At 56.4% G+C, this 22,725-nt stretch carries 18 protein-coding genes and 5 pseudogenes; 8 read left to right on the forward strand and 15 right to left on the reverse strand.

The genetic code is table 11. The annotated features are described in order from the left end of the window. The first annotated feature begins 507 nt into the window (after positions 1-507). Positions 508-3,015, forward strand: a complete 2,508-nt coding sequence (locus LC354_RS18975) for a glycosyltransferase (protein WP_223426848.1) — start codon at positions 508-510, stop codon at positions 3,013-3,015. Positions 3,016-3,330: 315 nt separating this feature from the next. On the opposite strand, the gene LC354_RS18980 is transcribed toward LC354_RS18975, so the two are convergent. The 3 genes and pseudogenes from LC354_RS18980 to LC354_RS28025 all read right to left on the reverse strand — a co-directional run. Then, entirely contained in the window at positions 3,331-4,452 is a 1,122-nt protein-coding gene (locus LC354_RS18980; protein ID WP_223426849.1) for a glycosyltransferase family 2 protein, read from the reverse strand. Between the two features lie 2 nt (positions 4,453-4,454). Continuing rightward, a complete protein-coding gene (locus LC354_RS18985; protein WP_223426851.1) occupies positions 4,455-5,402 on the reverse strand; it encodes a sulfotransferase family protein in 948 nt (315 codons plus the stop codon). Positions 5,403-5,805: 403 nt separating this feature from the next. After that, positions 5,806-6,369: pseudogene (locus LC354_RS28025) on the reverse strand (Tn3 family transposase); the annotation flags it as partial. 326 nt (positions 6,370-6,695) lie between these two features. Here LC354_RS28025 and LC354_RS18995 point away from each other — a divergent pair. Both LC354_RS18995 and LC354_RS19000 read left to right on the forward strand, forming a co-directional pair. Beyond that, positions 6,696-7,613 (forward strand): hypothetical protein, encoded by a 918-nt coding sequence (locus LC354_RS18995; protein ID WP_223426853.1) that lies wholly within the window; start codon positions 6,696-6,698, stop codon positions 7,611-7,613. 225 nt (positions 7,614-7,838) lie between these two features. Beyond that, positions 7,839-8,324, forward strand: a complete 486-nt coding sequence (locus LC354_RS19000; RefSeq protein ID WP_223426854.1) for a hypothetical protein — start codon at positions 7,839-7,841, stop codon at positions 8,322-8,324. A 106-nt stretch (positions 8,325-8,430) separates the two neighbouring features. Here LC354_RS19000 and LC354_RS19005 read toward each other — a convergent pair whose 3' ends face one another. The 4 genes and pseudogenes from LC354_RS19005 to LC354_RS19020 all read right to left on the reverse strand — a co-directional run. Then, a complete protein-coding gene (locus tag LC354_RS19005; RefSeq protein ID WP_223426856.1) occupies positions 8,431-8,910 on the reverse strand; it encodes a hypothetical protein in 480 nt (159 codons plus the stop codon). Further along, positions 8,907-9,464: a recombinase family protein gene (locus tag LC354_RS19010; RefSeq protein ID WP_223426858.1), complete on the reverse strand. Its 558-nt coding sequence runs from the start codon at positions 9,462-9,464 to the stop codon at positions 8,907-8,909. Before LC354_RS19010 ends, LC354_RS19005 begins: the two co-directional genes overlap by 4 nt. A gap of 146 nt (positions 9,465-9,610) precedes the next feature. Beyond that, the gene (locus LC354_RS19015) at positions 9,611-10,204 is read right to left on the reverse strand and encodes a plasmid pRiA4b ORF-3 family protein (RefSeq protein WP_223426859.1); all 594 of its coding nucleotides are present in this window, start codon (positions 10,202-10,204) and stop codon (positions 9,611-9,613) included. A gap of 15 nt (positions 10,205-10,219) precedes the next feature. Then, positions 10,220-10,556: pseudogene (locus LC354_RS19020) on the reverse strand (Tn3 family transposase); the annotation flags it as partial. 19 nt (positions 10,557-10,575) lie between these two features. On the opposite strand from LC354_RS19020, the pseudogene LC354_RS19025 reads away from it, so the two are divergent. After that, positions 10,576-10,752: pseudogene (locus LC354_RS19025) on the forward strand (ISKra4 family transposase); the annotation flags it as partial. Between the two features lie 82 nt (positions 10,753-10,834). On the opposite strand, the gene LC354_RS19030 reads toward LC354_RS19025, so the two are convergent. Continuing rightward, positions 10,835-12,283 carry a mannose-1-phosphate guanylyltransferase/mannose-6-phosphate isomerase gene (locus LC354_RS19030; RefSeq protein WP_223426861.1) on the reverse strand — a complete coding sequence of 483 codons (1,449 nt, stop codon included), beginning with the start codon at positions 12,281-12,283 and terminating at the stop codon, positions 10,835-10,837. Positions 12,284-12,516: 233 nt separating this feature from the next. Between LC354_RS19030 and LC354_RS19035 the strand changes: the two genes are divergently transcribed. Next, positions 12,517-13,623 (forward strand): tyrosine-type recombinase/integrase, encoded by a 1,107-nt coding sequence (locus LC354_RS19035; protein WP_223426866.1) that lies wholly within the window; start codon positions 12,517-12,519, stop codon positions 13,621-13,623. A gap of 6 nt (positions 13,624-13,629) precedes the next feature. Here the strand turns inward: LC354_RS19035 and LC354_RS19040 are convergent, their stop codons facing one another. From LC354_RS19040 to LC354_RS19050, 3 genes are all read right to left on the reverse strand, one after another. Beyond that, a complete protein-coding gene (locus tag LC354_RS19040) occupies positions 13,630-13,974 on the reverse strand; it encodes a type II toxin-antitoxin system RelE/ParE family toxin (RefSeq protein ID WP_223426868.1) in 345 nt (114 codons plus the stop codon). Continuing rightward, complete coding sequence (locus LC354_RS19045; protein ID WP_223426873.1) at positions 13,971-14,222, reverse strand: type II toxin-antitoxin system ParD family antitoxin; 252 nt, start codon at positions 14,220-14,222, stop codon at positions 13,971-13,973. Before LC354_RS19045 ends, LC354_RS19040 begins: the two co-directional genes overlap by 4 nt. Positions 14,223-14,477: 255 nt before the next feature. Next, a protein-coding gene (locus LC354_RS19050) for an IS630 family transposase (protein WP_223426875.1) occupies positions 14,478-15,541 on the reverse strand; the annotation gives its coding sequence in 2 pieces (ribosomal slippage) (positions 14,478-15,047 and positions 15,050-15,541; 1,062 coding nt in all). A 186-nt stretch (positions 15,542-15,727) separates the two neighbouring features. Here LC354_RS19050 and LC354_RS28275 point away from each other — a divergent pair. After that, positions 15,728-15,939 (forward strand): annotated as a pseudogene (locus LC354_RS28275) (hypothetical protein); the annotation flags it as partial. A gap of 108 nt (positions 15,940-16,047) precedes the next feature. On the opposite strand, the gene LC354_RS19055 reads toward LC354_RS28275, so the two are convergent. From LC354_RS19055 to LC354_RS19065, 3 genes are all read right to left on the reverse strand, one after another. Next, positions 16,048-16,626 carry an ATP-binding protein gene (locus LC354_RS19055; RefSeq protein WP_317849358.1) on the reverse strand — a complete coding sequence of 193 codons (579 nt, stop codon included), beginning with the start codon at positions 16,624-16,626 and terminating at the stop codon, positions 16,048-16,050. Between the two features lie 569 nt (positions 16,627-17,195). Beyond that, entirely contained in the window at positions 17,196-18,254 is a 1,059-nt protein-coding gene (locus LC354_RS19060; protein WP_223426876.1) for a ParB/RepB/Spo0J family partition protein, read from the reverse strand. Positions 18,255-18,395: 141 nt separating this feature from the next. Next, positions 18,396-19,781, reverse strand: a complete 1,386-nt coding sequence (locus tag LC354_RS19065) for an AAA family ATPase (protein WP_223426878.1) — start codon at positions 19,779-19,781, stop codon at positions 18,396-18,398. A gap of 537 nt (positions 19,782-20,318) precedes the next feature. Between LC354_RS19065 and LC354_RS19070 the strand changes: the two genes are divergently transcribed. Next, entirely contained in the window at positions 20,319-21,236 is a 918-nt protein-coding gene (locus tag LC354_RS19070) for a replication initiator protein A (protein WP_399203925.1), read from the forward strand. Positions 21,237-21,262: 26 nt separating this feature from the next. Here the strand turns inward: LC354_RS19070 and LC354_RS28030 are convergent. After that, positions 21,263-22,077 (reverse strand): annotated as a pseudogene (locus tag LC354_RS28030) (transposase). A 241-nt stretch (positions 22,078-22,318) separates the two neighbouring features. Between LC354_RS28030 and LC354_RS19080 the strand changes: the two are divergent. Beyond that, positions 22,319-22,725, forward strand: a 407-nt coding sequence (locus LC354_RS19080; RefSeq protein ID WP_223426881.1) for a transposase, incomplete at its 3' end; no start/stop codon positions are given.

Here is a 22,725-nt window from a genome sequence, read left to right on the forward strand (position 1 = left end):
TCCCATGTCATCGTCCTATCCCGCCCACCTGAGAAATAGAGGAAAAATAGAGCGGCGGACAACTATCCTGACACAGGGGGGGCTGCGCAACCACATCTTGCCGCCTCCGGGCATGGGCGCCACCTCACTTTCCTTCCGACAAGTCGTTGTGAGTGACATCAATACCATAAGCTTCAAAGATCTTTAGTCCATCCCTTCTCACGCAACGCAACTATGGTAGTAACCAGTTGAAAAAGAAAGTTCTGAGAGTTGGTATTTTTACAGTGGTAACGGTCTGGAGCAAACCCTCTGCCTTCCAAACGACCCGCTTCAGCGCGAAGAAGAGTCCTGAGTTGTATTGGAACGAAGAGTTGAACTACCTTGGGGTTGCCAGATAGCTCATCACGCAATGGATGGATCTTCTTGTAAAGAAAAGATTTTTCTTGCCTATCTAGCGTAATTTCGTGAATGCAATGTTTGATCCAAACCTTTCGGGGGGGGTGAATTGTGAAGTCTTTTAGATCTGACATGCTGGAGGCCGGGTCATCCGCTGGTCCCCGTCCAGAAGTGCGCGGGAAGTTTCTTTTCCTGAACGGTAAAAAATATTTCGTAAAAGGAGTGACTTACGGAACGTTCGCCGTCAATCCGGAGACTGGGGATTTTCCAGAACGAGGACGCGTAGATATTGATTTTGCTGAGATGGCGTCGCTTGGGATCAATACCGTACGCGTTTACATCGTACCGCCAAGGTGGTTGCTCGATTTGGCTTTGAAACATGGTCTTCATGTATTCGTGGGAATGCCTTGGGAACAACACATCGCGTTTCTTGCGCAGCGAGAGACTGGTGATGATATCCTATCTCGCCTAGGCGATGACTTGAAAGAAATTGCTGGTCATCCTGCCATTCTTGCCTACGCGATTGGAAACGAAATCCCGGCGAGCGTTGTAAGATGGCATGGCCGGCGTGAGGTTGCCGATTTCCTGGAGCGTCTTGCTGATCTGGTTCGAAAGATCGATTCCGAGGCTCTGGTTACCTATGTCAATTTTCCGACGACCGAATATCTAGAACTCCCCTTTGTCGATTTCGTGTCATTCAATGTCTACTTAGAGGACACGGATCGTCTGTGGGCTTATATGGCCAGACTTCAGTCGCTGGCTGGTGAGAAGCCGCTTCTCATGGCGGAACTTGGCCTCGACAGCTTGCGCAATGGTCTTGATGAGCAAGCCCGGTCGCTAACCGAGCAACTCACCACGGTGTTCGAAGCAGGTGTGGCGGGATCGTTCGTGTTTGCCTGGACCGATGAATGGCATCGGGGAGGGCATGAAATCGATGACTGGGACTTCGGTCTGGTTACACGTGATCGTACACCCAAACCAGCGCTGGAGGCGGTGGTTAATACCTACGCTCATCTTCCGATCCCTGAAAGGGAATGGCCAAAGGTGTCTGTGGTGGTCTGCAGCTACAACGGCGGTCGAACGATACGGGAGACCATCGAACAGTTGCTCAAAGTTGATTACCCCAATTACGAGGTGATCGTCGTCAACGACGGATCAACAGACGACACGCCTAAGATTGCTGAGCAATACGACGTAAAGACCATCCCCACGGAGAACCGCGGTCTTTCGAACGCTCGCAACACCGGGCTGGAGGCAAGTTCTGGGGTGTATGTTGCTTATATCGACGATGATGCCTACCCAGATCCGCATTGGCTCAAGTATCTGGTGATCACCTTTGAAAAGAAGGGTTATGCGGCGGTAGGAGGACCGAACATTGCGCCGCCCGAGGACAGTGACCTCGCTGAATGTGTCGCCAATGCGCCAGGAGGCCCTACGCAGGTGCTTATAGATGATGAAATCGCAGACCATGTACCAGGGTGCAACATGGCGTTTCGATCTGAAAAACTGCGGGAAATAGGTGGGTTCGATCCGCAGTTCAGAGTGGCAGGTGATGATGTAGATGCCTGCTGGCGGATAATGGAAGCTGGTGGCGTCATTGGCTTTGCACATGCCGCTGTTGTTTGGCACCACCGCCGCCCATCTGTTCGGACGTATTTCAAGCAGCAGATGGGGTATGCCCGCGCGGAGTCTCTGGTCGCTCGTATATGGCCCGAGAAATATAACCGTATCGGGCATATGACATGGCATGGCCGGCTTTACGGGCGGGGGATGCTTCAAAACCTGACAGAACAGCAGCGCATTTATCATGGGACATGGGGATCAGCACCGTTTCAGTCCGTTTATAGGCAGAGCGACGGCGTGGTGACTTCGCTTCCGCTGATGCCTGAATGGTATTTTCTGACGGGTCTCTTTTTTGTCATTGGGCTTCTAGGCTTTGACTGGCCACCGCTTTTTTTCGTGCTGATCCTCGGTTTGGGTGGTTTGGCAATCAGTGTCGTGATGGCATTTAAAGGAGCGTCAAAGGCACGTTTTGCCTCCGTTTCCTTTGGACCAACGCGCGCGTCTCCGATGAAGCTGAGGGCAATCGTGTTCTGGCTCTATCTTGTACAGCCGCTGGGGCGATTGATAGGTCGGATAAAATATCGCCTCGGACCATGGAGTGCGGGAAAACTGAGGCTATCTCCGGTACCAAGACAGATCGAAGCGACAGCTTGGTCCGAAAACTGGATGTCTCCCGAGGCATTGCTCGATAAAATAGCCAAGAAAATGAAGGATCAGGGCGTAAATTATGCGTTTGGAGGCGCTTATGATGGCTGGGATTTTACAGTGCTCCCCTCGATATTTGGGGAACTGCGATTGCTTCTGATGCATGAAGAACATGGATCCGGACAGCAGTATTTCCGGCTTCGCGTCTGGCCAGTGTCGTTTATACCAACCATTTTTTTCACCATTCTTTTTCTTGCTTTGAGCGTTCTTGCTTTTGCTGACGCCGCGCCTGTTGCTGGTGTGGTCATGCTGGGTATGACGGTGGCTCTTGCCGTCTCGATTTATGGGGCTCTTTCAGCAGCAATGGCAGCTGTCATCGATGTTGTGCTACCGGTCATGGACGATGTGGAGAAACAAACTGGAGAAGAGTGAAGCATGGGGCATGCATCATCCGAGCCAGATTGGAAAACTTGTCCGCGTTACCCCGGAATCACTGTCCGCATGTCCCCGGTACGCGCACACAGGCCGATGCGCTTCGACATGATTTGCGAGGCCAACGGCATTGAGCATCGCCTAACCAAACCAAACCATCCGTGGAGTTCCAAGGATCAGGAAAAGGTCTGGGGGACCTTTTCCCCGAGGGACGGGCAGGTTGAGCGCATGAACCGCACGATCAAAGATGCGACTATCAAAACCGGTAAGCCGTGGCAGATTCAGCCTGGCGAATAGCCACAGTTTCTAGCGCCGTCACATTTGATAGATTTCACCCACTTTGCTCTTTTGCAGCAGGCGGGCAATCCGGCCGAGATGCTGAAAGAAGCCTGGATAACAGTCACGCCACCATAAGGAATGACTGAAGATCGCCAGATAACGAACCCCTTGCGCCCTTAGCGCATCAATCGCCGCAATAGCCTCTTCCGCATTCACCGGGTTGCCCTGCCACGGCACGTCTTTCATGGAGACGAAGTGCCGCTGTCGACCAAAGAGAGCTTCCGTCACACTCAAGCGATCCTCGTCGATCAAGGCTAAAGGCGCATTTGGTGGCACACACTTCTCAACAGCGCGCTCAAACGAGTCGAGCAACTCCCAGTAACTTTGCCGCCAGCGCGTTGGATCGTGGTCGATGCGGTGGGCCGTCAGGCGCTCCTGCACCAGCCGCGCGAGCGCAGGGTAGATGCGGCGATCGAAATCGCGCTGTTCGAAGGCCGAGCGCCCGCCCCAGGCATTCCCGCCGTGAAGCCGGTAGGCGCCGAGCGGCATCGCTGCGGCGACGGTCGGGCCGTGGAACGGGACTAAATGCGCCAGATAGCCGTCGAAACAGTACCGGAACGCCTCAGTGGGTGCGGGCATGACCGCCGACAGGAACCTGCGCGACCAGGCGTTACCGGATGTGGAAGCATAGGAAATCGTCATCGGCCCATGCGCGGCGAGCTGGGCTCGTTGATCGCTCGTGTCTATCGGTTTCTCCGGGCTCTGGCCTTGCCAACCATCGGCATCGATGGTGCGCAGCTGCCAGCTGATCCGCGCGACCCCGTCGTCGAGGCAAGATCGAAGCTGCGCGAGACTACCACGCAGCATCATGTCGTCGGCGTCGAGAAAGATCACCCATTTGCCGCCAGAGCGGGCAAAGCCTGCGTTACAGGCGGCCGCCTGGCCGCCATTCTCCTGAAAGATCGTCTTGACCTGCGGCGCGTACTGCGCGATCGCGTCGCGGGAGGCGTCTGTCGAGCCATCGTCAACGACGATTACCTCGGTCGCGGAATCGGATTGATCGATCACACTCTCGATTGCCCGGCCAACAAAGCGGGCGTAGTTGTAATTGTTGACGACCACGCTGATCAGCGTCGCTTCTGTACCCGTGCGCGCCACGCTCAAGCCTCGCGCGCGCGATAGATCGCAAGCCGTTCGTCGTCGAACACCGGCTCGAAAAGCTGCGACAGCCGCGCCGACCACGCCGGATAGGCCTCGAACCACCACGCGCAGGCCGGTTTCCAGATCAGAAGGCTGCGGCAGCCCTCGGCACAGCGCGCCTCCAGCGCCGCGACCGCCTGGGTGCCGTCGCGCGGCGTGCCCATGGGCACGCCGTTCTCGGACAGCAGCGCCCGGCAGCGCCAGCCCCTCTCGATCGGAGAGCCGGCGAGACCTTGGTCGTCCAGCACCGCGACAAGGCTTCCGAGCGCGGCAGCCGCGGCGAGTTGCCGGCTGATCCGGTCGAGCTCGGCCATCCAGGCGCGAGCTCGCACCTTCTCCTTGCGCGAGTTGCTGTGGGGGTACGCGGCGTCTGGCACCAGCCGCCCGAGAAAACCGCAAAGCTCCGGCCACCCCTGCCCGGCGGTGACGTCGAGAACGAGTAAGTCCTCGGGACGGTCGGCGAAATGCGTCCGCACCTCGGCCGCATGCCGATCATAGACCGTCTCGAAGCGATGCTCCTCGAACTTTTCTAGACCATACACCGCCACGTTCATGAAACGGTAGAACTGGGCCTGGTAGACGGCATAGGCGTTCCATTCCTCGGTAAAGGCCCAATGGTCGCGGACCGATCGCAGCCAGCGCGCCCGATCGGCGCGTTCCGTCAGCACGAAGCGGCTGCCAGGGTAGAGCGCATCGAGCTGCTTGAAGCACAAGGCGGCTGGCGTGTCAGTTAGTGCATCGTGGGTTTCGAGCACATCTAGGCGGTAATCTCCCGTGCGAAGCTGTTCAAGCGTCCGCAGATCGGTGGGATAGTCGGCCACACGGTAGCCTAACAGCCTCAGCGCGTCGGCGAGGCTGGTGGTCCCAGTCTTGCTTAATCCGATGCCGAAGACTTTTTCCGAACTCAAACCTATGCTTCTCCAAGTTCTTTTGTTTACCCCGCTACCGTCGCGTTGGAGCGCAAGCTCGACACAAAGGCATCTAGACTGTAGCGCGACAATCTGGATGCGAGGAGCGCGTCAATCTGGATGAGAATCCTTGGTCGCGACAGTTGTGAAGATGCCGCCCTTTTCTATCGCGATCAAGGGGTTTGTGTTTTGATTGTCGCGGCGCGTCAATCAGCTTGGATGTTAGCCGGTGTCGCTCTTTGAGCTGGGCGCCCAGGCCCCTTGGCCTGAGCGCGCGTTTTAAAACGCTGACGATGCACCAGCTCCGTATGCGTCCGGTCTGACTGGCGTTGACTTATTCGGGCGTCCAGCTCCAGGGCATGAGTTCGTCGAGGCGGGTCATTTTATGGTCTGCGACGCGGGCGAGGACCCAGGCGGCAAGAAGGTTCAGACCCGCCATGCGGTAATGTTGGCCCTCAGCTGTACGATCCCTGATCTCCCCCTGCCGCCCGATGCGCAAGGCATTTTTCAGGGCGTTATGCGCCTCGCCTTTGTTTAAGCCGATTTGCGCGCGTCGCTGCATGTCTGCATCCAGCAACCAATCGATGATGAAGAGCGTGCGCTCAATGCGACCGATTTCCCGAAGGGCTATTGCAAGATCATGCTGGCGGGGGTGGGCGGCAAACTTTCGCAGAAGCTGACTGGGCGGCATGGCACCGGCTACCATGGTGGCCGCGCTGCGCAGGGTGTTGCCCCGGTGGCCAACCTGGCCGCCGCTTTTCTTGCCAGATTTGCCACGCAGGCTGCGCGGTGACGGCTTCTTCAGGCCATCACTCGAAGGGGGCTTGCTGCTATTGTTGCTGTTCTTGGCCAGCTGCCGGCGCAGATCCGCGTTCTCTTCCGCCATGGTCGCCAACGCGGCTTCAAGCTCAGCGATCCTGCGCAGAGCCGTGGCGAGGAGTTGTTCAAGAGCGGTAACCTGATCCATCCCACCACTGATTCAGAGAAATCGACCCGGCACCACGAAATTCAGACCAGAACGAAAACTTCACGCGCCCAATGGCAAATTGGACTCACCCCGAAACTGACAATAATCCCCTACATCACGGGGTGCTTGGGAGTTACCGCAAATCAACACTCCCTGCTTTTTTGAAGTTTTGCCGTCTGATAAACCTATATTTCTCAACGGTTTAGAATCCTTACCGTACTATTCTGCCCCCTCCGGTATCAGACCCCATAGATCGTGATACGTTCCACGGAGAATGGAACTATACGATCTCGCCGAACCTAGCCGATCTGTGTAAGACAGTGGTCATGACTACAGACATTCAATTTGGCCGTCTCGAAGAAAAAAACCTTAGGGATGCTTGGCCCCACGAGGCGCGCGAGTTCACGCCATGGCTTGCCGAGAACATCGAGCACCTGTCGGAAGCTATTGGCATACCACTAGAGCTTACTGGGACCGAAGTGAGGGTCGAGACCTTTTCTGCGGACATTCTGGCCCGCAACCCGTCTGACGATACGATCGTTCTAATTGAAAACCAGCTTGAACCGACAGATCACTCGCACCTTGGCCAAATCATGACCTACCTTGCGGGCCTGAACGCTCAAACAGTTGTTTGGGTGGCATCAGACTTTCGCGAACCGCATCTTTCCGCAATCCGCTGGCTCAACGAACATACGTCTGACGACTTCTCTTTCTTTGCCGTCCGGTTGCGAGTTGTACGAATTGGGGGCAGCCCATACGCGCCAATTTTTGAGATTGTCGAGAAGCCCAATGACTGGAACCGCGAGGTTCAGCAAAAAGCAAAATCTGAAGGTGCGGCATACTACGACATAAAAGAAAAGTTCTGGACGGCGCTGCTGCAGAAGCATCCGGAGCTTGAGGAACTGGGCATAAAATCGTGGCGATACGCCAACAACTATATCACGCTGGTTGAAGAGCCGCGCATTGAACTGTCCCTGTGGGTTGGAAAAATCAAGAGCGGCGTCTTTGTGCGCAGTGGCTGGGGTGAGAGCGTAGAGCCGGTCAAAGGGTACTTGAAGCCGCATGGCGTAAGTCTTGAAGCAGCGCTGGGAGCGCCGCTCGGGCCGTCGGGCCGAGGAAATCATTTTCTTGGAAAAGATTTTCCAAAGGGCCATGAGCAAGATGGTGACTGGTCAGAGATCATGGACTGGATGCGCGAGGCCGTCTCTGACTACTGTGACGCGATCATGGCTATTCCACAATGATAGGCGCTGCTCAAACCCATTCGACGAATACAGCTGCCCTAGAGACCGACGCCGTGTCTTTTACGGACTTGGTGATATCGGGCGCTTAGAAATAGGTTTCTGCGCACGCTGGGCCGTTCTGGGCGCGAAGCGATCATCAGAGGGGGGAAAGCTTTGGCGTGATTGACAATCAGCGTGAGACACGTCGTTAAATATGTATGAATTGAAGTGCAAAAAGGGCGTCTCGTGACCACAGCAATCTCTTTGTCTGAATTTTCCCAAGCGGTGGATCGTCCAGAAAGTTTGATCCGAATGCTGGCGAAGTCTTGGGATATCCCGGTTGATGGAGAGAGTTTGTCGATCATGTCGGTAGTTCGTTTGATACGGGTTTGTGAAAGCCAGCGTGGCGGCGGGATGGAGGAAGCCGAACTCTGTCGGAATGCTTTGGCTCACGCCAAAGAACGTGAATTGGAGCTTCACATTGCGATTGAAATCTTGCAGCGTGAGCGCTCTTCCTTGAAGGAGCGGCTAGAGGAAAGTCGCGACTTCTATAACCGCGCCGAGACCCGGGCTGACAGATTGGAAGCTAAGCTACATGAAATGTCGCAAAGCTTGGCTCATCTAGTGGATCAACGAGACCGCATTCTTGCAAACAGTATCATGCGCAGCAGAGTAAGTGAGAAAATCAAAAATGGCCGGTTGGTTTTAGTGCTTTCCGATCCTGTCACTTGAGCAAGCTCATTTTTCACACAGGGAGCTTATCGTGTCGCGGCGCTTATTGGCCTAGCTGGCCCGAAGCTGCATATTTGGGATTTTGAGAGAACAAAGCCCATACATTTCATGGGTCTGACCGCTGCAGATACAAAGCGACGTTCTCGGCGGGCATCTTGAAGCCTCGACCGTCGGAGATCCGTTCAGTGCTGATAGGGTATTTGGGTCTGTTAGGGTTGATCCCAACGATCCGGTGGAGGTCTCCACTGGTTCTGAATGTTCTACCGTAGTCAGAGGGTTCCAGCCCAAAATGCGGTGCGAGCACTTCAAACATAGCTTTGTCCGGCGAATATATCGCGCCGTCTGCCATCGGGATCCCGACGCGGAAGCTGATGTCGAAACCATGCCGCAGGTCGATGTCACTCAGCTCCCCACCTTCGACTGTTAAACCATGCGTCTCCGCCACCTTGAGACACGCTTGCGTCATGTCCCGGCGCAGTTTTTCGCAGAGCGGGGGCGTCAGATTGCGCGGTGGTGGTGCTTTTGTGTTTGGTGGGGCTGGTGGCTTTGCCACTGGCGACCGCTGCTTTGTCTTGCTCTTTTTCACATCAACGCCTTTGCTTTATAGACAGTGCCACGCGATACTCCCATGTCGCGTGCGATTTCCGTAGGCGACATTCCCTCTGACAGCTTCGCCTGAATGGTGGCCATATCGATTTTCGGGACGCGGCCGCGATACACGCCACGTTGCTTGGCAGCGAGAATGCCCTCGGCCTGCCGCTCACGCCGCAGGTTTGTCTCGAACTCGGCAAAAACACCGAGCATGTCAAAGAAGGCCTTTCCCGTGGCGTTTGATGTGTCTACCGGCTGCTCTGTTGCGGCCAGATGCGCGCCTTTGGATTTCAGCTGGGTAACGATGGTCTGCAAGTCACTGAGGCTGCGGGCCAGCCGATCGATGCGGGTGACCACCAGCGTCTCACCTGAGTGGATGAAATCGAGGATCGTTTTGAGCTCGGGACACCCTTCAAGGCGGGCACCACTCTTTTGTTCGGTTCGGACCATGCCACACCCGGCTGCTTTCAAGGCGGCAATCTGCGCATCGAGGTTCTGATCCGCAGTCGAGGTCCGCGCATATCCTATTTTGGCCTGATAAGTGTTCATTTTGAGTGTGCCTCTGACAATATCTGTTCATTATCTCGAAACAGACCCAAAGTGAACATGTATTCTGGCGGCTTTTATGTTCATGCGCGGTGTCGCCATAGTTATACCCATAATGCCGCAGATGAAGGCTACTCCATCCAAAAATTTCACTCCCGCCGCTTCTGCGTCTGCAACCTCGCGAACCGCTCACTGACAGCATCGGCGTGGATTTCATCATGAGCCCAGTCAACGTATCCTGCTTCCTTCGCCCAGTCATGTTCCGGGTGGTTTGTATCCTCCCGCGCCTCCTTGAAGACTTCGTACATGGGCGTGCCTCCAATGTCCTCGGGCGGGGTTGCCCATTGGCCGCCAACAAAACGCGGCAAGGGCTCATTCGGCACAGCCGTGCGTGTTGAGACGAGATCAATGCGATGCGCCCAATCATCGCCAAAGTCATAGGTGTAGATCACCAGTGGCACCTTGGCGTTCAGGAAAAAGTCCAGCTTTTTCGTAGTGACCTCCATCACGGGTGGCCCGAACATCGGCTCGATCCAGAAGTCCTCGCTTTTCATCTGATATTTCCGGTCACCAATCTCGAAGTCCCACAGGTGCATGTCATACCATAGGAAAGCTGCCTGAATGGCATCGTGCAGGTGTGGCAGGGTCTTGTCCGACCGGATTTCGATTTCCCGCCACGGGGCGGGGTCGACATATTTAAGGATAATTCTCAGCCGTAGGACCTGGGGTTCTTTTTTTGCCATAAGCGCCTCTATGCGGCCATAAGGGTTGATGTGTAAATAGATGAGCGGGGGACAAGCGCGCGACCACGTCGGGATTGCGCAAGACAGACTGCACTATCCGCGTGTTCATATAGACCAGCGATGACTGCAGAAGGTGCAGCGCATGGGCAGCGGTTTCCTGATCCCGTACGCGGTTGGTGGCAATCTCACCGCCCTTGCCAAAGAACACAAAGCTGTTGGCGCTGTTCCAATTCTCAACAACGTTCAGCCCCTCGTGGATTTCTCGACGGAACGCCTCAGAACGCAGGTAGAGACACAGGAATATTGTCTTGATGGCACGGCCAAGCTCCGCGAGCGCCTTGTACGTGGGGTGTGCAAAACGCTATAACGCAGGCCTCCCCATTTCATCATCTCGCGCTGAAGGCTGCGTCGACGATATCGCGAACACGCGAATGGGAAAGCGTCGGAGAATGTGCTGGTCCCCGAAAGGAGCGCACAGAGTGGCACTGACAAGGGCCGCCGTCCTAGATGGACGCCTGAAAGTCTCCCACCGCCAAAATGCGGCCTGACCCCCACGTTCTTTCCACTCCGAAAATTTCTGCAGAGTGATTCAGAGAATTCAAACGCAGTCAAACCCAGTGACGCAGGGGACTAGCCCTTGGCCCCCTGCCCGCGCGCATAGACATCCTCATAGCGCACGATGTCGTCCTCGCCCAGATAGTTGCCAGTCTGCACTTCGATGAGGACCATTGGCAGTTTGCCGGGGTTTTCCACCCGGTGAACCGACCCCAAAGGCACATAGACGGACTGGTTTTCCGTCAGCAGGGTCACATCATTGTCGATCGTCACCTTGGCGGTGCCTTGCACTACTATCCAGTGTTCGGCCCGGTGGTGGTGGCTTTGCAGCGACAGGGACGCACCGGGGTTGACGACGATGCGCTTAACCTGAAACCGCCCGCCGACGACGAGGCTTTCGAACCAGCCCCAGGGGCGGTAATCGCGCGGCAGGGTCGTGGCCTGGATCGCCCCCTTGGCCTTGAGGGCCGCGACCGCGGCCTTGACCTCTTGGGCGCGGTCCTTGTGGGCCACCAGCACGGCGTCAGGCATGGCGATTGCGATCACGTCCTTCAGGCCGATCCCCACCAGTTCTTGCCGACTGTCTTCGGCCCGCAACAAGGTATCAGCGCACTCCAAAGCCATGGCGGGGCCACTGGTCACAACACCGTCCGCATCCGGGCCCGCCTCGCGCCAGACGGCATCCCAGCCGCCCAGATCGGACCACTTGCCGTGATAGGGCATGACTGACAGATTGTCCGCCTTCTCCATCACCGCGTAATCGATCGAGATATCCTCAAGTGCTGCCCAAGGCGCGGGGTCCAGTCGGGTAAAGGCCAGATCCTGCTCGGCGCCGTCCATGGCGGCCCGCACCCCCGCAAGCATGGCCGGAGCATGGGCCTCGAAGGCGGCGATCAGAGTGGTTGCAGAAAACAAGAATATCCCCGCATTCCAAAGGTGGCACCCATCCGCAAGCATCGCCTCGGCAGCGGCGCGTTCAGGCTTTTCGACGAAGGCCTGTAAGGGGGTGGGCACGCGGGGCTGCGCGGGATCGAACGCCGTCTCAAGCTCGAGCCAGCCATAGCCCGTTTCGGCCCGGTCCGGGGCGATCCCGAAGGTGACGATGCGCCCGGCTTGTGCGGCGGGCACGGCGGCTGCCACGCAGGCCTGAAACCCTTCGACATCGGGGATCACGTGATCGGACGGCACCACGAGGATAAACGCGTCCGGGTCGGTCTCGGCAAGGCTGAGCGCGCCAGCCAGGATCGCAGGGGCGGTATTACGGGCTTTGGGTTCGATCAGGACCGCCCTTGGAATCCGCTCGATTGCGGCCATCTGTTCCAGCACGACAAAGCGGAAATCAGCCCCTGTTACCAACAGTGGATCGGCAAAACCCGCTCCGCTCAGCCGCTGAATCGAGGCTTGAAACAGACTCTCTTCTCCGGTCAGTTCGACAAATTGCTTCGGGTAGGATTTGCGCGATAAGGGCCAGAGGCGCGTGCCTAATCCACCACACAACAACACAGGATGGACCAGAGATGACATGGCACGACCTCGTATTGGTTCAGGTTTCGCCTCGCCCGGAGATGACCCACGCAGGCATTGGCGGTACCGCATTCAAATTAGTGCCAGTAATGGCGCGCTCAAGTTTCATCCCTGCATTTTGCTTTATGGCGGCGCTTTTTCAGAGAAAATCCGACCTAACCGCCGCACCTTCCCGTTTCGTATCATGTCCAATAAGCTTGCATTATCGGACTGAATGAAATACGCTCAGCGCCATGGCTGAAAACCCCGATAAATCCCGTTCAGACGCGCCAAAGCGCACCTCTATCAATGAAGGCAACGACAACGGCGAAACAGGGCCTGCGCTCGGGAAGGCTCTGACGCTCCCCTCGTCTGTGGCTGGCTCTGGCACACTGGATCGATTGGTGGACACGGCGCGCGACTATGCGCGGGCCGCACACTCCGAAAACACCAATAAGGCCTACGCCGCTGACTGGAAACACTTTGGGCGATGGTGTCGGATGAAGGGCACAGACCCCCTGCCCCCCTCGCCCGAGATGATTGGTCTCTATCTGGCGGACCTGGCTGCGCCAGTTGACAAGGCTCCAGCAATAACGGTCACGACCATCGAACGGCGTCTCTCCGGCCTAGCGTGGCACTACCAGCAACGCGGCTTCACACTTGATCGCAAGAACCGCCATATCGCTACCGTTTTATCCGGGATCAAACGCAAGCACGCCCGTCCGCCGGTGCAGAAGGAAGCGATCCTGCGCGACGACATTCTCGCCATGGTCGCCACCCTGCCCTATGATCTGCGCGGGTTGCGAGACCGGTCTATCCTGCTTCTGGGCTATGCTGGCGGCCTGCGCCGATCGGAGATCGTCAGCCTCGACGTTAACAAAGATGACACGCCGGACTCTGGCGGCTGGATCGAGATCCTCGGTGACGGTGCGCTTCTTACACTCAACGCCAAGACGGGGTGGCGCGAGGTCGAGATTGGCCGGGGATCGTCGGATCAAACCTGCCCTGTCCACGCACTGGAGCAATGGCTGCATTTTGCCAAGATCGACTTCGGCCCAGTATTCGTTCGCACCTCGCGCGATGGAAAGAAAGCGCTGAAGTCACGGCTAAACGATAAACACGTCGCGCGACTGATCAAGCAAACTGTACTGCGTGCTGGCATCCGTTCAGACTTGCCCGAGAAAGAACGCCTAGCTTTGTTCTCGGGCCATTCGCTGCGTGCGGGCCTTGCCAGCAGCGCCGAGGTCGATGAGCGCTACGTCCAAAAGCACCTCGGTCACGCGAGCGCCGAGATGACCCGTCGATATCAACGACGCAGAGATCGGTTCCGCGTGAACTTGACCAAGGCTGCGGGACTGTAGTCCGGTTCAATTGTCTTTTCGGCCTTCACTGATCAAAGCCGACAAAGCTGCGACATGACTTGGCAGGTCACAACGTGAGTGAAGGATATCGACGATAACAATTTCATCCGATTGTTCGAGGAACACCAAAAAATGCTCGCCTGCCCGCGCGAACCGTAAATCGTGAACATCGGAAACCAGAACTGCACAGCTCCGACTTACGATCTCGCCTCTGGCAATCGCGTCACACCGGTCGATGAGTTCGGCTTCATATAAATCTGCCTGCCGCGCCCCAAACGTCTGAATTGTCCAGAGCGCGATCTCGAACAAACTGTCTTCGGCCTGACGGGTTAGCCGGAAAGTGCGGCTCACGTTCTGGCGCGTGCAAAGGCTCGGCGGACAGCATCGGCACCGGTGCCTTCGGCTAGGTCTCCTGCCAGTGCTTGGGCCAATCCGGTACGCAAGTCCTGTTGGATTTGCGTCACCCCGGCCTCCTCCTGTTCGAGCAGTCGCAGTCCTGCTCGCAATGCTTCGCTCGCATTTTGATAGCGCCCTGAGGATACAAGAGATTGAACAAGTTGATCCTGGGCTTGTGTGAGGACGACGTTACGGGTGACCATGATTGCTCTCCTTTGTTGGCAATATATGCCAATCACTTTGCATGGTCAATGAAATCACTGGGTGGGGCACACCGATTACCATTGCGCTTCACGGGGTCTGATGCCGGAGGGGGCAGAATAGTACGGTAAGGATTCTAACCCGTTGAGAAATATAGGTTTATCAGACGGCAAAACTTCAACAAAAGCAGAGAGAATGTAGCCAAAAATATGCCATTATATCAGTTGCTTATTTCCACTAATACCAACCTGCATTGATCAGAACCCTTGAGCCCATTTTCGGTTTCCGATGGATGCGATGCGGTTGGGCTGCGCGATCAGCTTGTTCCAAGCGTCACAGCAATGATCGAGGATCTCGTCATAGGAATCGAAGATGTGGTTTGAAAGCCAGTTATCGCGCATGAATTGCCAGATGTTTTCGACTGGATTGAGTTCGGGACATTTGGCTGGCAGCGGGACGATGCTTATATTTTCGGGTGTGATGAGCGCCTCTGTCATATGCCACCCTGCCTGATCCATGAGCACGACGGCATGGGCACCTGGTGCCACGGTCTGGGCGATTTCGGCAAGATGCAGGGTCATCGCGTCGGTATTGCAGACCGGCAGGACCAGCCCTGCGCCCTTGCCCAGGGCTGGACAGATCGCTCCAAAGATGTAGGCCGATATGGTGCGCTGATCATGCGGTGCCGAGGGGCGTGTCCCACGCTTCGCCCAGCGGCGCGTGATCTTGTTTTTCTGGCCTATGCGCGCCTCGTCCTGGAACCAAACCTCTATCGCAGTGCCTTGCGGGAGGCCTACGCGCACTTTCTCCAGCTCGGTTGCGAAGCCCCCTTTTTAAACGCCTCCAGCGCTTCGGTGTCTTGCGCATGGTGGCGTGGCCGCGCCGTGAGCTTGACATACCCGAGTTTCCTGATTTCCCGGCTCACGGTCGTTTCGTCAAGCGAGACCGCAAATTCCGCATGAAGCCACTGGGCCAGATCGCTCAAGCGCCAACGCACAACCCCATGGATCGACGGGGTCGGACCACTCTCCACAATCGCCATAAGCGCCTGGCGTTGGATATCGTTGAGTTTGGCCCGCTGGCCGGGGGCCTTGCCATCAATCAGCCCATCCGGGCCTCGGGCATTGAACCGCAGGACCCAGTCGCGCACGATCTGCAGACCCACGCCTCCGATCCGCGCCGCATCGCTTCGGCTGCCACCATCGTAAATCTCGGCCAGCGCCAACAGCCTGCGGCTTTGGTTCGCGTTCTTGGTCTTCCGCGCCAGACGCCTTAATCCTGCGCCCTCAAAATCCGCCCGTAATTCAATCGCTGCACCCATGGTCACGCCCTCCCAGACATACCACCATAGAGTCAGACTTTTGGTGCGTTGGGAATCCCCCGTGAGTCAGCATTCACGCCGCTTGGTATAAGGTATGATCTTGCCCCCTCCGGCATCAGACCCCTTGTTGCAGGGATCGTACCGCGACTGATATCGAGGCGGTCTGTTCTTTTCAGGATGCTGTAAATGCCGCACAAGTTTAACGCCAGTCGACGAGACAAGATCCCGAAGCAACGGCATCGGGTGACCAACAGGGCCGATTATAACGAAGGCCTGCGGCGGCGCGGTGATCTAACTGTCCATTACCCGTCAGGGTATTGCATAGCAATATCCCGAAAGGGTGGACCAGCGAGGACGCACTTGCCCTGTGGTCGGCTCCACGCCGAACGACGCGTGGCTGTAGCGCGTCAATCAGGCTGAGAATCCTTGGTCGCGACACTTGAGACGATGGCGCCCTTTTCTATCGCGATCAAGGGGTTTGTGTTTTTGATTGTCGCGGCGCTGCGTCAATCAGCTTGGATGTTAGCCGGTGTCGCTCTTTGAGCTGGCCGCCCCGGCCCCTTTGCTTGTTCGGCGGCCCTGCGACGGTAGCTCTCGACGTTCATCTCGAAGATAGTTGCATGCTGAACCAGCCGGTCGACGGCGGCCAGTGTCATTGCCGGATCAGGAAAGATCGTATTCCACTCCCCGAAGGGCTGGTTGGCGGTGATCAGCATGGAGCGGCGTTCGTATCTCGCGCTGATGAGTTCGAACAACACGCTGGTCTCGGCCTGATCCTTGGTGACGTAGGTGATGTCATCGAGGACCAGCAAGTGGAACTTGTCGAGTTTTGCGATGGCGCTTTCGAAGACCAGCTTTTGGACAAGATCGGTGGTGCGGCTGAAGAGAACGCGGTAGCCTTTCTCGACAAGTGCGAGCCCGATAGCAGATCCGAGATGTGACTTACCCACGCCCGGCGGGCCAAACAGCAGGATGTTGCTCCCCTTTCCAACCCAGCTGTCACCAGCGGTGATGGCGCTGACATGAGCCTTGGATAGCATGGGGACGGCTGCAAAGTCGAAGGTTTCGAGGGTCTTTCCAGGCAACAAGCGGGCCTGCGCGAGATGCCGCTCGATACGGCGCCGATCGGCCGGGCGGCAGGCCAGCCTTCCTTGTCGGCCTGTTCAGCGAAGCGCGGCCAGAGGGCCTTGATGGCTGGCAAGCGCAATTCGTTCAGGGCGAGAGTGAGGTGGGCGGTGCCGCAGGGAGCACCCGTGAGTCAGCCTTCGTGCTTCTTGGTATTAGCTAATCAGGCCGGAATCCGGTAGGCGGTGCCAATGGCGCGGTTAAGATTGCCACGCGCTTCCACATCCTGCTCTGGATCGCGCACACGCCGTACTTCTGCTAAAACTCCGCCAGCGTCATCTCCTCGCCAATCGCATCAAGCGCAACCTTGGCTTTGGGACTCAGGCGAATGGTTCTTTCTCTTCGTCATTTTCGATCGCTTCGTTCGTCATGCGATCCACCTTAACAAATGATTCAAAATTCCGAGGCCACCTCTGCCTCATGTGTCATATCCCTTTTTCCTTGATAATTAACGGGGACGTCAACACCACAATGATAGGACGTGTCGCACAGGATCAATTTGCACAATAGATGATGTCTATAGATACCGCTAGCCGTGCTCAGTCAACCAAGCCTCCAGCGCATCCATCAATGCATCAGTCACGCCCGCACCGCTCAGGACCAGCTTTCCCTTAGTTCGTGTAATCCGAATGCCCGCCTCAGGCGCAGGTTTGTCAGTGCTAGGCTTATCAGTAGCTGGCCTGACCGAGGTAGGTTTATCAGTGGCGGGAGCAGTCTGTAGCCCGGTTTCAGGCTTTAGTATATCAGCCAGAACATCCTGTTCTCCGGCGGCATCTGGCGCAGGGGAGTTATTCAGCTCTGTTCTGATCCTGTCCGCTAATCCTGGGTCAGCCTCTAGCGCTTTCGACAGTTGCAGTCCCATCCGCTCCGACAAACCCGCCGGAAACTCCAATACACCGTCGAGCGCGCCATAGATTCCGAGAAATGACACTATTTTAGATCGCTTGGAAGCACTGGCATTGGCAAATAGAATTTTTACCGCATGACGTGCCGTAGGATAGGCACCTTGTTCTGCTGCCCGTGCCGCGATGCGAGCGCGCTCGTAGAAACTTAAACCAGCGCGTATCTCATTTTCCTCGACCATGGCTAGATAAGCCTCCGATGCGGTCTGCGGCGCACGCACGAAACATAAGGCCGTAGTAAAATCACTCCCTTGCGCCTCGATCCGTAACCGCTGCAACGCAACCACCCGCCGCCAGCCCGAAATCAGCCCAAAGCGCCCTCCCCCCAACGCCACAACCTCGATCGGGGTCTGCTGGCCGCGTGCGCGAAGACTTTGCATAAGAGATGCCATCTCATCTTCATCCACGAAGCTCCGGTCGCGCACCAGGTAGGTCTGATCTATGGCGTCAAGATCGATGCGCTGAAGGAGACGCCCCTCGCGGCTCGCATTGGCCATTTCGTGGGCAACCTCTTCCAGTGCAGCCTGCGCGGCAGATCCACCTGCGACGGCTGCAATCGGAGCCTGCCGTGCACGCAGGCCGATCGAACTACTCGATAGCGTTGAAGCTTCCAGCCCGCGTGCGGGAGGCGTCGCGGACGGGGCAGCGGCGGTTGGGCTTGGGATTAAACGTTTGCGCTTGGCCATTATAAATCTCCTGTCAGAGCGAGGGGTGGGATGCAGACTAGAGGTCTTTTTTCGTGACGACAGTGTTGGCGCCAATTTGAGACTCACACGATTCAATAAAAACAATGCCTTAGGGTGCAGATGTTTCGCGTGCGAAAGTTTTTATTCGACTACGTTCCCTTGCGCTTCCAACTCCTCCCGCCGCCAGATTCCCAACAATAACGTTTTAAAAGCGGCATAGGTTTCATCGAAAGTTGCGCGCCCACGTGCATAGGTGTCGCGGTTGAAATCACGATAGTCGGCCTCATAAATGCTATTTACATTTTCACCCGCCTGACCGATCAAGGCGGTGAAGTCCTGACGATAGGGCGACAAGGTACGGCCCAAATAGGCTTGCATCAAACCTGCCATTTCGGCCTGTTGTGTCCCATCATAGCGTGTGATAATCGCCCGCACTGCATCCCATTCAAATCGCATCTCTTCGCGCCCCAAAGCACGGGCGGCGATGTTCTCGCCTTCCTCGATTGAGTGAAACGTCGCATGCAACATATCAAAAAACCGCCCTGTAGAGTCGAACTCCAGGAAGGACGCTCCCACTGGTACCAGCAGGATATCCGCAGCAGAGAGCCCGTTAATGGTCAGGTAGCCAAGTGCGGGCGGGGTGTCGAGGAATACCAGATCATAGTCGTCCAGGATCCCGTCCTCGGCCAATACATCACTCAGGCCGTCCCAGAGTTTCCATCCCCGTGCCGCCATGCGCCAGACAGGAATTTGGAATTCCGACCAGTAGAGATTGAGCTGCGCGCCAATAATATCAATGTTGGGCCAGTGAGTTTTCTGGACGATATCGCGGGTTGAGATCTTCAGAGCATCATCAAGTGTGTCGTCCAACGGCTGCGGGGCTTCGCCACGGTCTAGCCTGCGCTGGTTATCTTGACGTAGGTGGGTGGCATAATGGCGCGCGAGTAGCGGAAACACTGTCGCCCATTCATCGGCCACTTGGGCCCCGAAGATCGAGGTCATGGATCCTTGGCTATCAAGATCAATCACAAGCACCTTGTAGCCGTCGAGGGCCGCTGACATTGCCAGATGCGCACAGGTTGACGTCTTCCCCACACCACCCTTGAAGTTCGCAACTGCTACTATCTTGGCAGGCAGCCCCTTGGGGCGGTAGGGGGTATACTCCTTAGCCTTGGATCCTTCGGTTCCAAAATGGGCACGCAGGCGCAGGACCTCGTCAAGTGCGAACCAGCGCGCACCGCCGTTGGTTTCCGTTACCCCTTGGGGCAGGTTGGGGTTCTGTCGAAGCACGCGGCGGAAATGAGCTGGCGCGACTGGGATGAGGTATTTGGTGATTTCCCAAGTCGAAAACAGTCGCAGCTTTTTGTGTCCTGTATTGTCCATTCCACGTGTGGCTAGATCATCACGTCCCTGGAGGCAGCTTGCGGCTATCCGGGCAAATCCTTCGGTATCTGTCGCTGGATCTAAGCTTTCAGCGGCTGCATCAGGAGATATGTTGAAATAAGGGGGCAGCGCCGTTTTTTGCATGTTTAGCCTCAATGTATTATGTTTTTTGTAATGTACCATGAAACATATGACATGTGAATATATAGGCCATACCCACTCAATTTTCTAAGTAATTTCGGGAAATTTGTTGTGTCGTAGCATCAGTTTTGGCGTCGTACTTAAGGATTTGTAGTTAAATATTGGTTATTTAGTAGTTACGGATCCTCCTCGAATTTATAAGATTATGATAATTAAAGGTAAAAATGCCTTTCCTAAAGGGTAGGTGACTCTGATCCCACGATAGACCGACTCTGATCCCACGTTGAAACGACTCTGATCCCACGATAGCGGGCATCGGCCTGTGGACAGAATCGTGGCCAATCAATATTGAGGGTGTCATTGAAACGACGAAGACCGCGCAATCGGCAAAAAAGACCGAAGCGGGAAGGGCAGGCACAAGATGACCCCCATATTTGCAGGCGTGCTGTGAGCGCGGCTTTGACGCATGACAGCGGATTGCAGCGCGATTTTTTCGTCTGTGATTTTTTTGCGGCTGTCCCAAAACACGATCTGGCGAGCATGGAGCATCCGCTGTTCTCGCTATCGACCCGGCCCGACCGGCGCATCCTCAGCTACTCTCATGGGGATGTGGATATGACGGTGACTCCCTCGGCGCGGGGACGTGCGACGATCTTTGACGCGGATATCTTGATCTTCTGCATCAGCCAGTTGATGGCAGCGGTCAATGCGGGCAAGCCCACGGCGCGGACGCTGACGTTGACGGCGCATGATCTCCTGAAGGCGACCCACCGCGAAACTTCTGGGGATGGCTACAAACGTCTGCGTGACGCTTTTGAACGTCTTGCGGGTACGCGGATCACGACCAACATTACTACTGGACCGAAGGACGATCCGACCGAAACGACGACAGGGTTTGGCCTGATCGAGACTTGGCAAATCGTGCGTAAGACGCGAGCGGGTCGCATGGTTAGTGTCAGCGTGACGTTGTCGGAATGGCTTTACCGGGCGGTGTTGTCAAAATCAGTGCTGACACTTAACCGCGATTATTTCACACTCCGCCGCCCACTGGAGCGGCGGATCTATGAATTGGCGCGCAAGCATTGTGGTCGCCAGCCATCTTGGCGGGTGTCAGTGGAAACGCTTTGCCTAAAATCTGGATCGACTAGCCCGCGTCGGGTGTTCCGGGCCATGTTGCGTGAGATCATGCGCGCAGACACCATTCCTGATTATCTGCTCCTCGAGGAACCTGGCGACATTGTCTGCGTAACCCCGCGTGGTGCTGTGGTCGAACAGGGCGGTACCCCGGTGCTTGCTCCCGAGGCATTGGAGGAGGCGCGTCGGTTGATGCCGGGCTGGGACGTCTATGCCCTTGAGGCCGAATGGCGCGCCTTTTGGGTCACTTCGGGCCGCCGCGCTCTGCGCAGCCCCGACCAAGCGTTTCTGGGCTGGGTAAAGACGAAAAAGAGTGCGGGATAAGTGATAGCGTCTAGAGTGCCGGACACTTACTCTACAACATAGTCTGCAGCTTTGAAGAACGCTTTGCACTCTTCTTGCGGGAACAGGTCGTAGATGTCGTCGGCGGCTTTGGGTGGTGGTGTCGAAGGTGCGTGCCTTGACGCGGCGTAAATGGGCTTTGAGTTTGGAATAGGCCATCTCGATCATTGTCCGGCAGTGCATCGCATGGCGATGTCACGAGGGGAGGGTTCAGGTCGGGGCCGTAAGGTGGCAAGAACAGCATCCAGTTATCTCGTGCTTTTAGCAGGTCCTGCGCATAGTTGGATTTATGGGCCGCAAGGTTGTCCGCGATCGCGACATCCCCAAGGTGAAGCTGTGGCGCGAGCCGGGTTTGGATGTAAGCGTCAAAGGCGGCGCGGTCCACAGGTTCGCAACCAGGGCGCAGTGAGTTTGTCGCTCGCCGTCCAGCGATGAAGGTTTGCGTGCACCTGAGAGGTGGTCGCGGGATTTTGGGCCAGTTGTTAAGGTGGATCGCATGACGAACGAAACGATCGAAAATGACGAAGAGAAAGAACCATTCGCCTGAGTCCAAGGCCAAGGTTGCGCTTGATGCGATCTGCGAGGAGATGACGCTGGCGGAGTTTTAGCAGAAGTACGGTGTGCATGCGACGTAGATCAGTATATGGAAGCGGGCGGCGATCCAGATGGCGCAGGAAGTCTGATAGGATTTCGAGCCGACCACTCCTCATCGGTTGTCCGCGATGCGAATCCACAATCGTCGCGCTGATTTCCGACAAGAAAGCCCCTCACTGACAAGCGCTACAATACGTTCGCACATATCTGTTGGGAGTGGTCTTGACATGTTTCACCCCAAAATATGGTGGTTCACAATTTGGCATCCTTGGAAAGCCTATCAATTCAAAAACCCGGTTCGGCGCTCAGAATATCAAAATAGCGGACTCTCAGGGAGCAGGTCAGCTGTAATGCGCTCTTGGTGGGCGTAAACGAGTTATGCCCGAAAGTTGGTGATGGTCTTCAGTAGGCGGCATATCATGGCGGTGTTTAACGACGCCGTCATTCTCAAAGAGAAAGGATATGCCACCATGGCTAAATCTACAGTTGTACCATTCGAACTGCCATCGGAATTTTCACCGGATCCTTTGACCGAGGTGATCCAGAATGGCGCGAAGGCGCTTTTGCACACGGCGATCCAAGCTGAGGTGTCGTTTTTCATTGCAGAGCACGCGCATCTGCTTGACGAAGAGGGCCGCCAGCGCCTTGTACGCCACGGGTTCTTACCCGAGCGCGAGGTGATGACTGGGATCGGGACGGTGCCTGTGCGGGTACCGCGGGTGCGCGACCGAGGCGCCAATGAGGATGGCAGCAAGATCAAGTACCGCTCGGCGCTGGTTCCGCCCTATCTGCGCAAAGCGAAGTCGGTCGAAGAACTGCTGCCCTGGCTTTACCTGAAGGGCATCTCGACGGGTGACTTCAGCGAGGCGCTGGCGGC

The organism is Tateyamaria pelophila (assembly GCF_019966495.1).
GTDB classification, from domain to species: domain Bacteria; phylum Pseudomonadota; class Alphaproteobacteria; order Rhodobacterales; family Rhodobacteraceae; genus Tateyamaria; species Tateyamaria pelophila.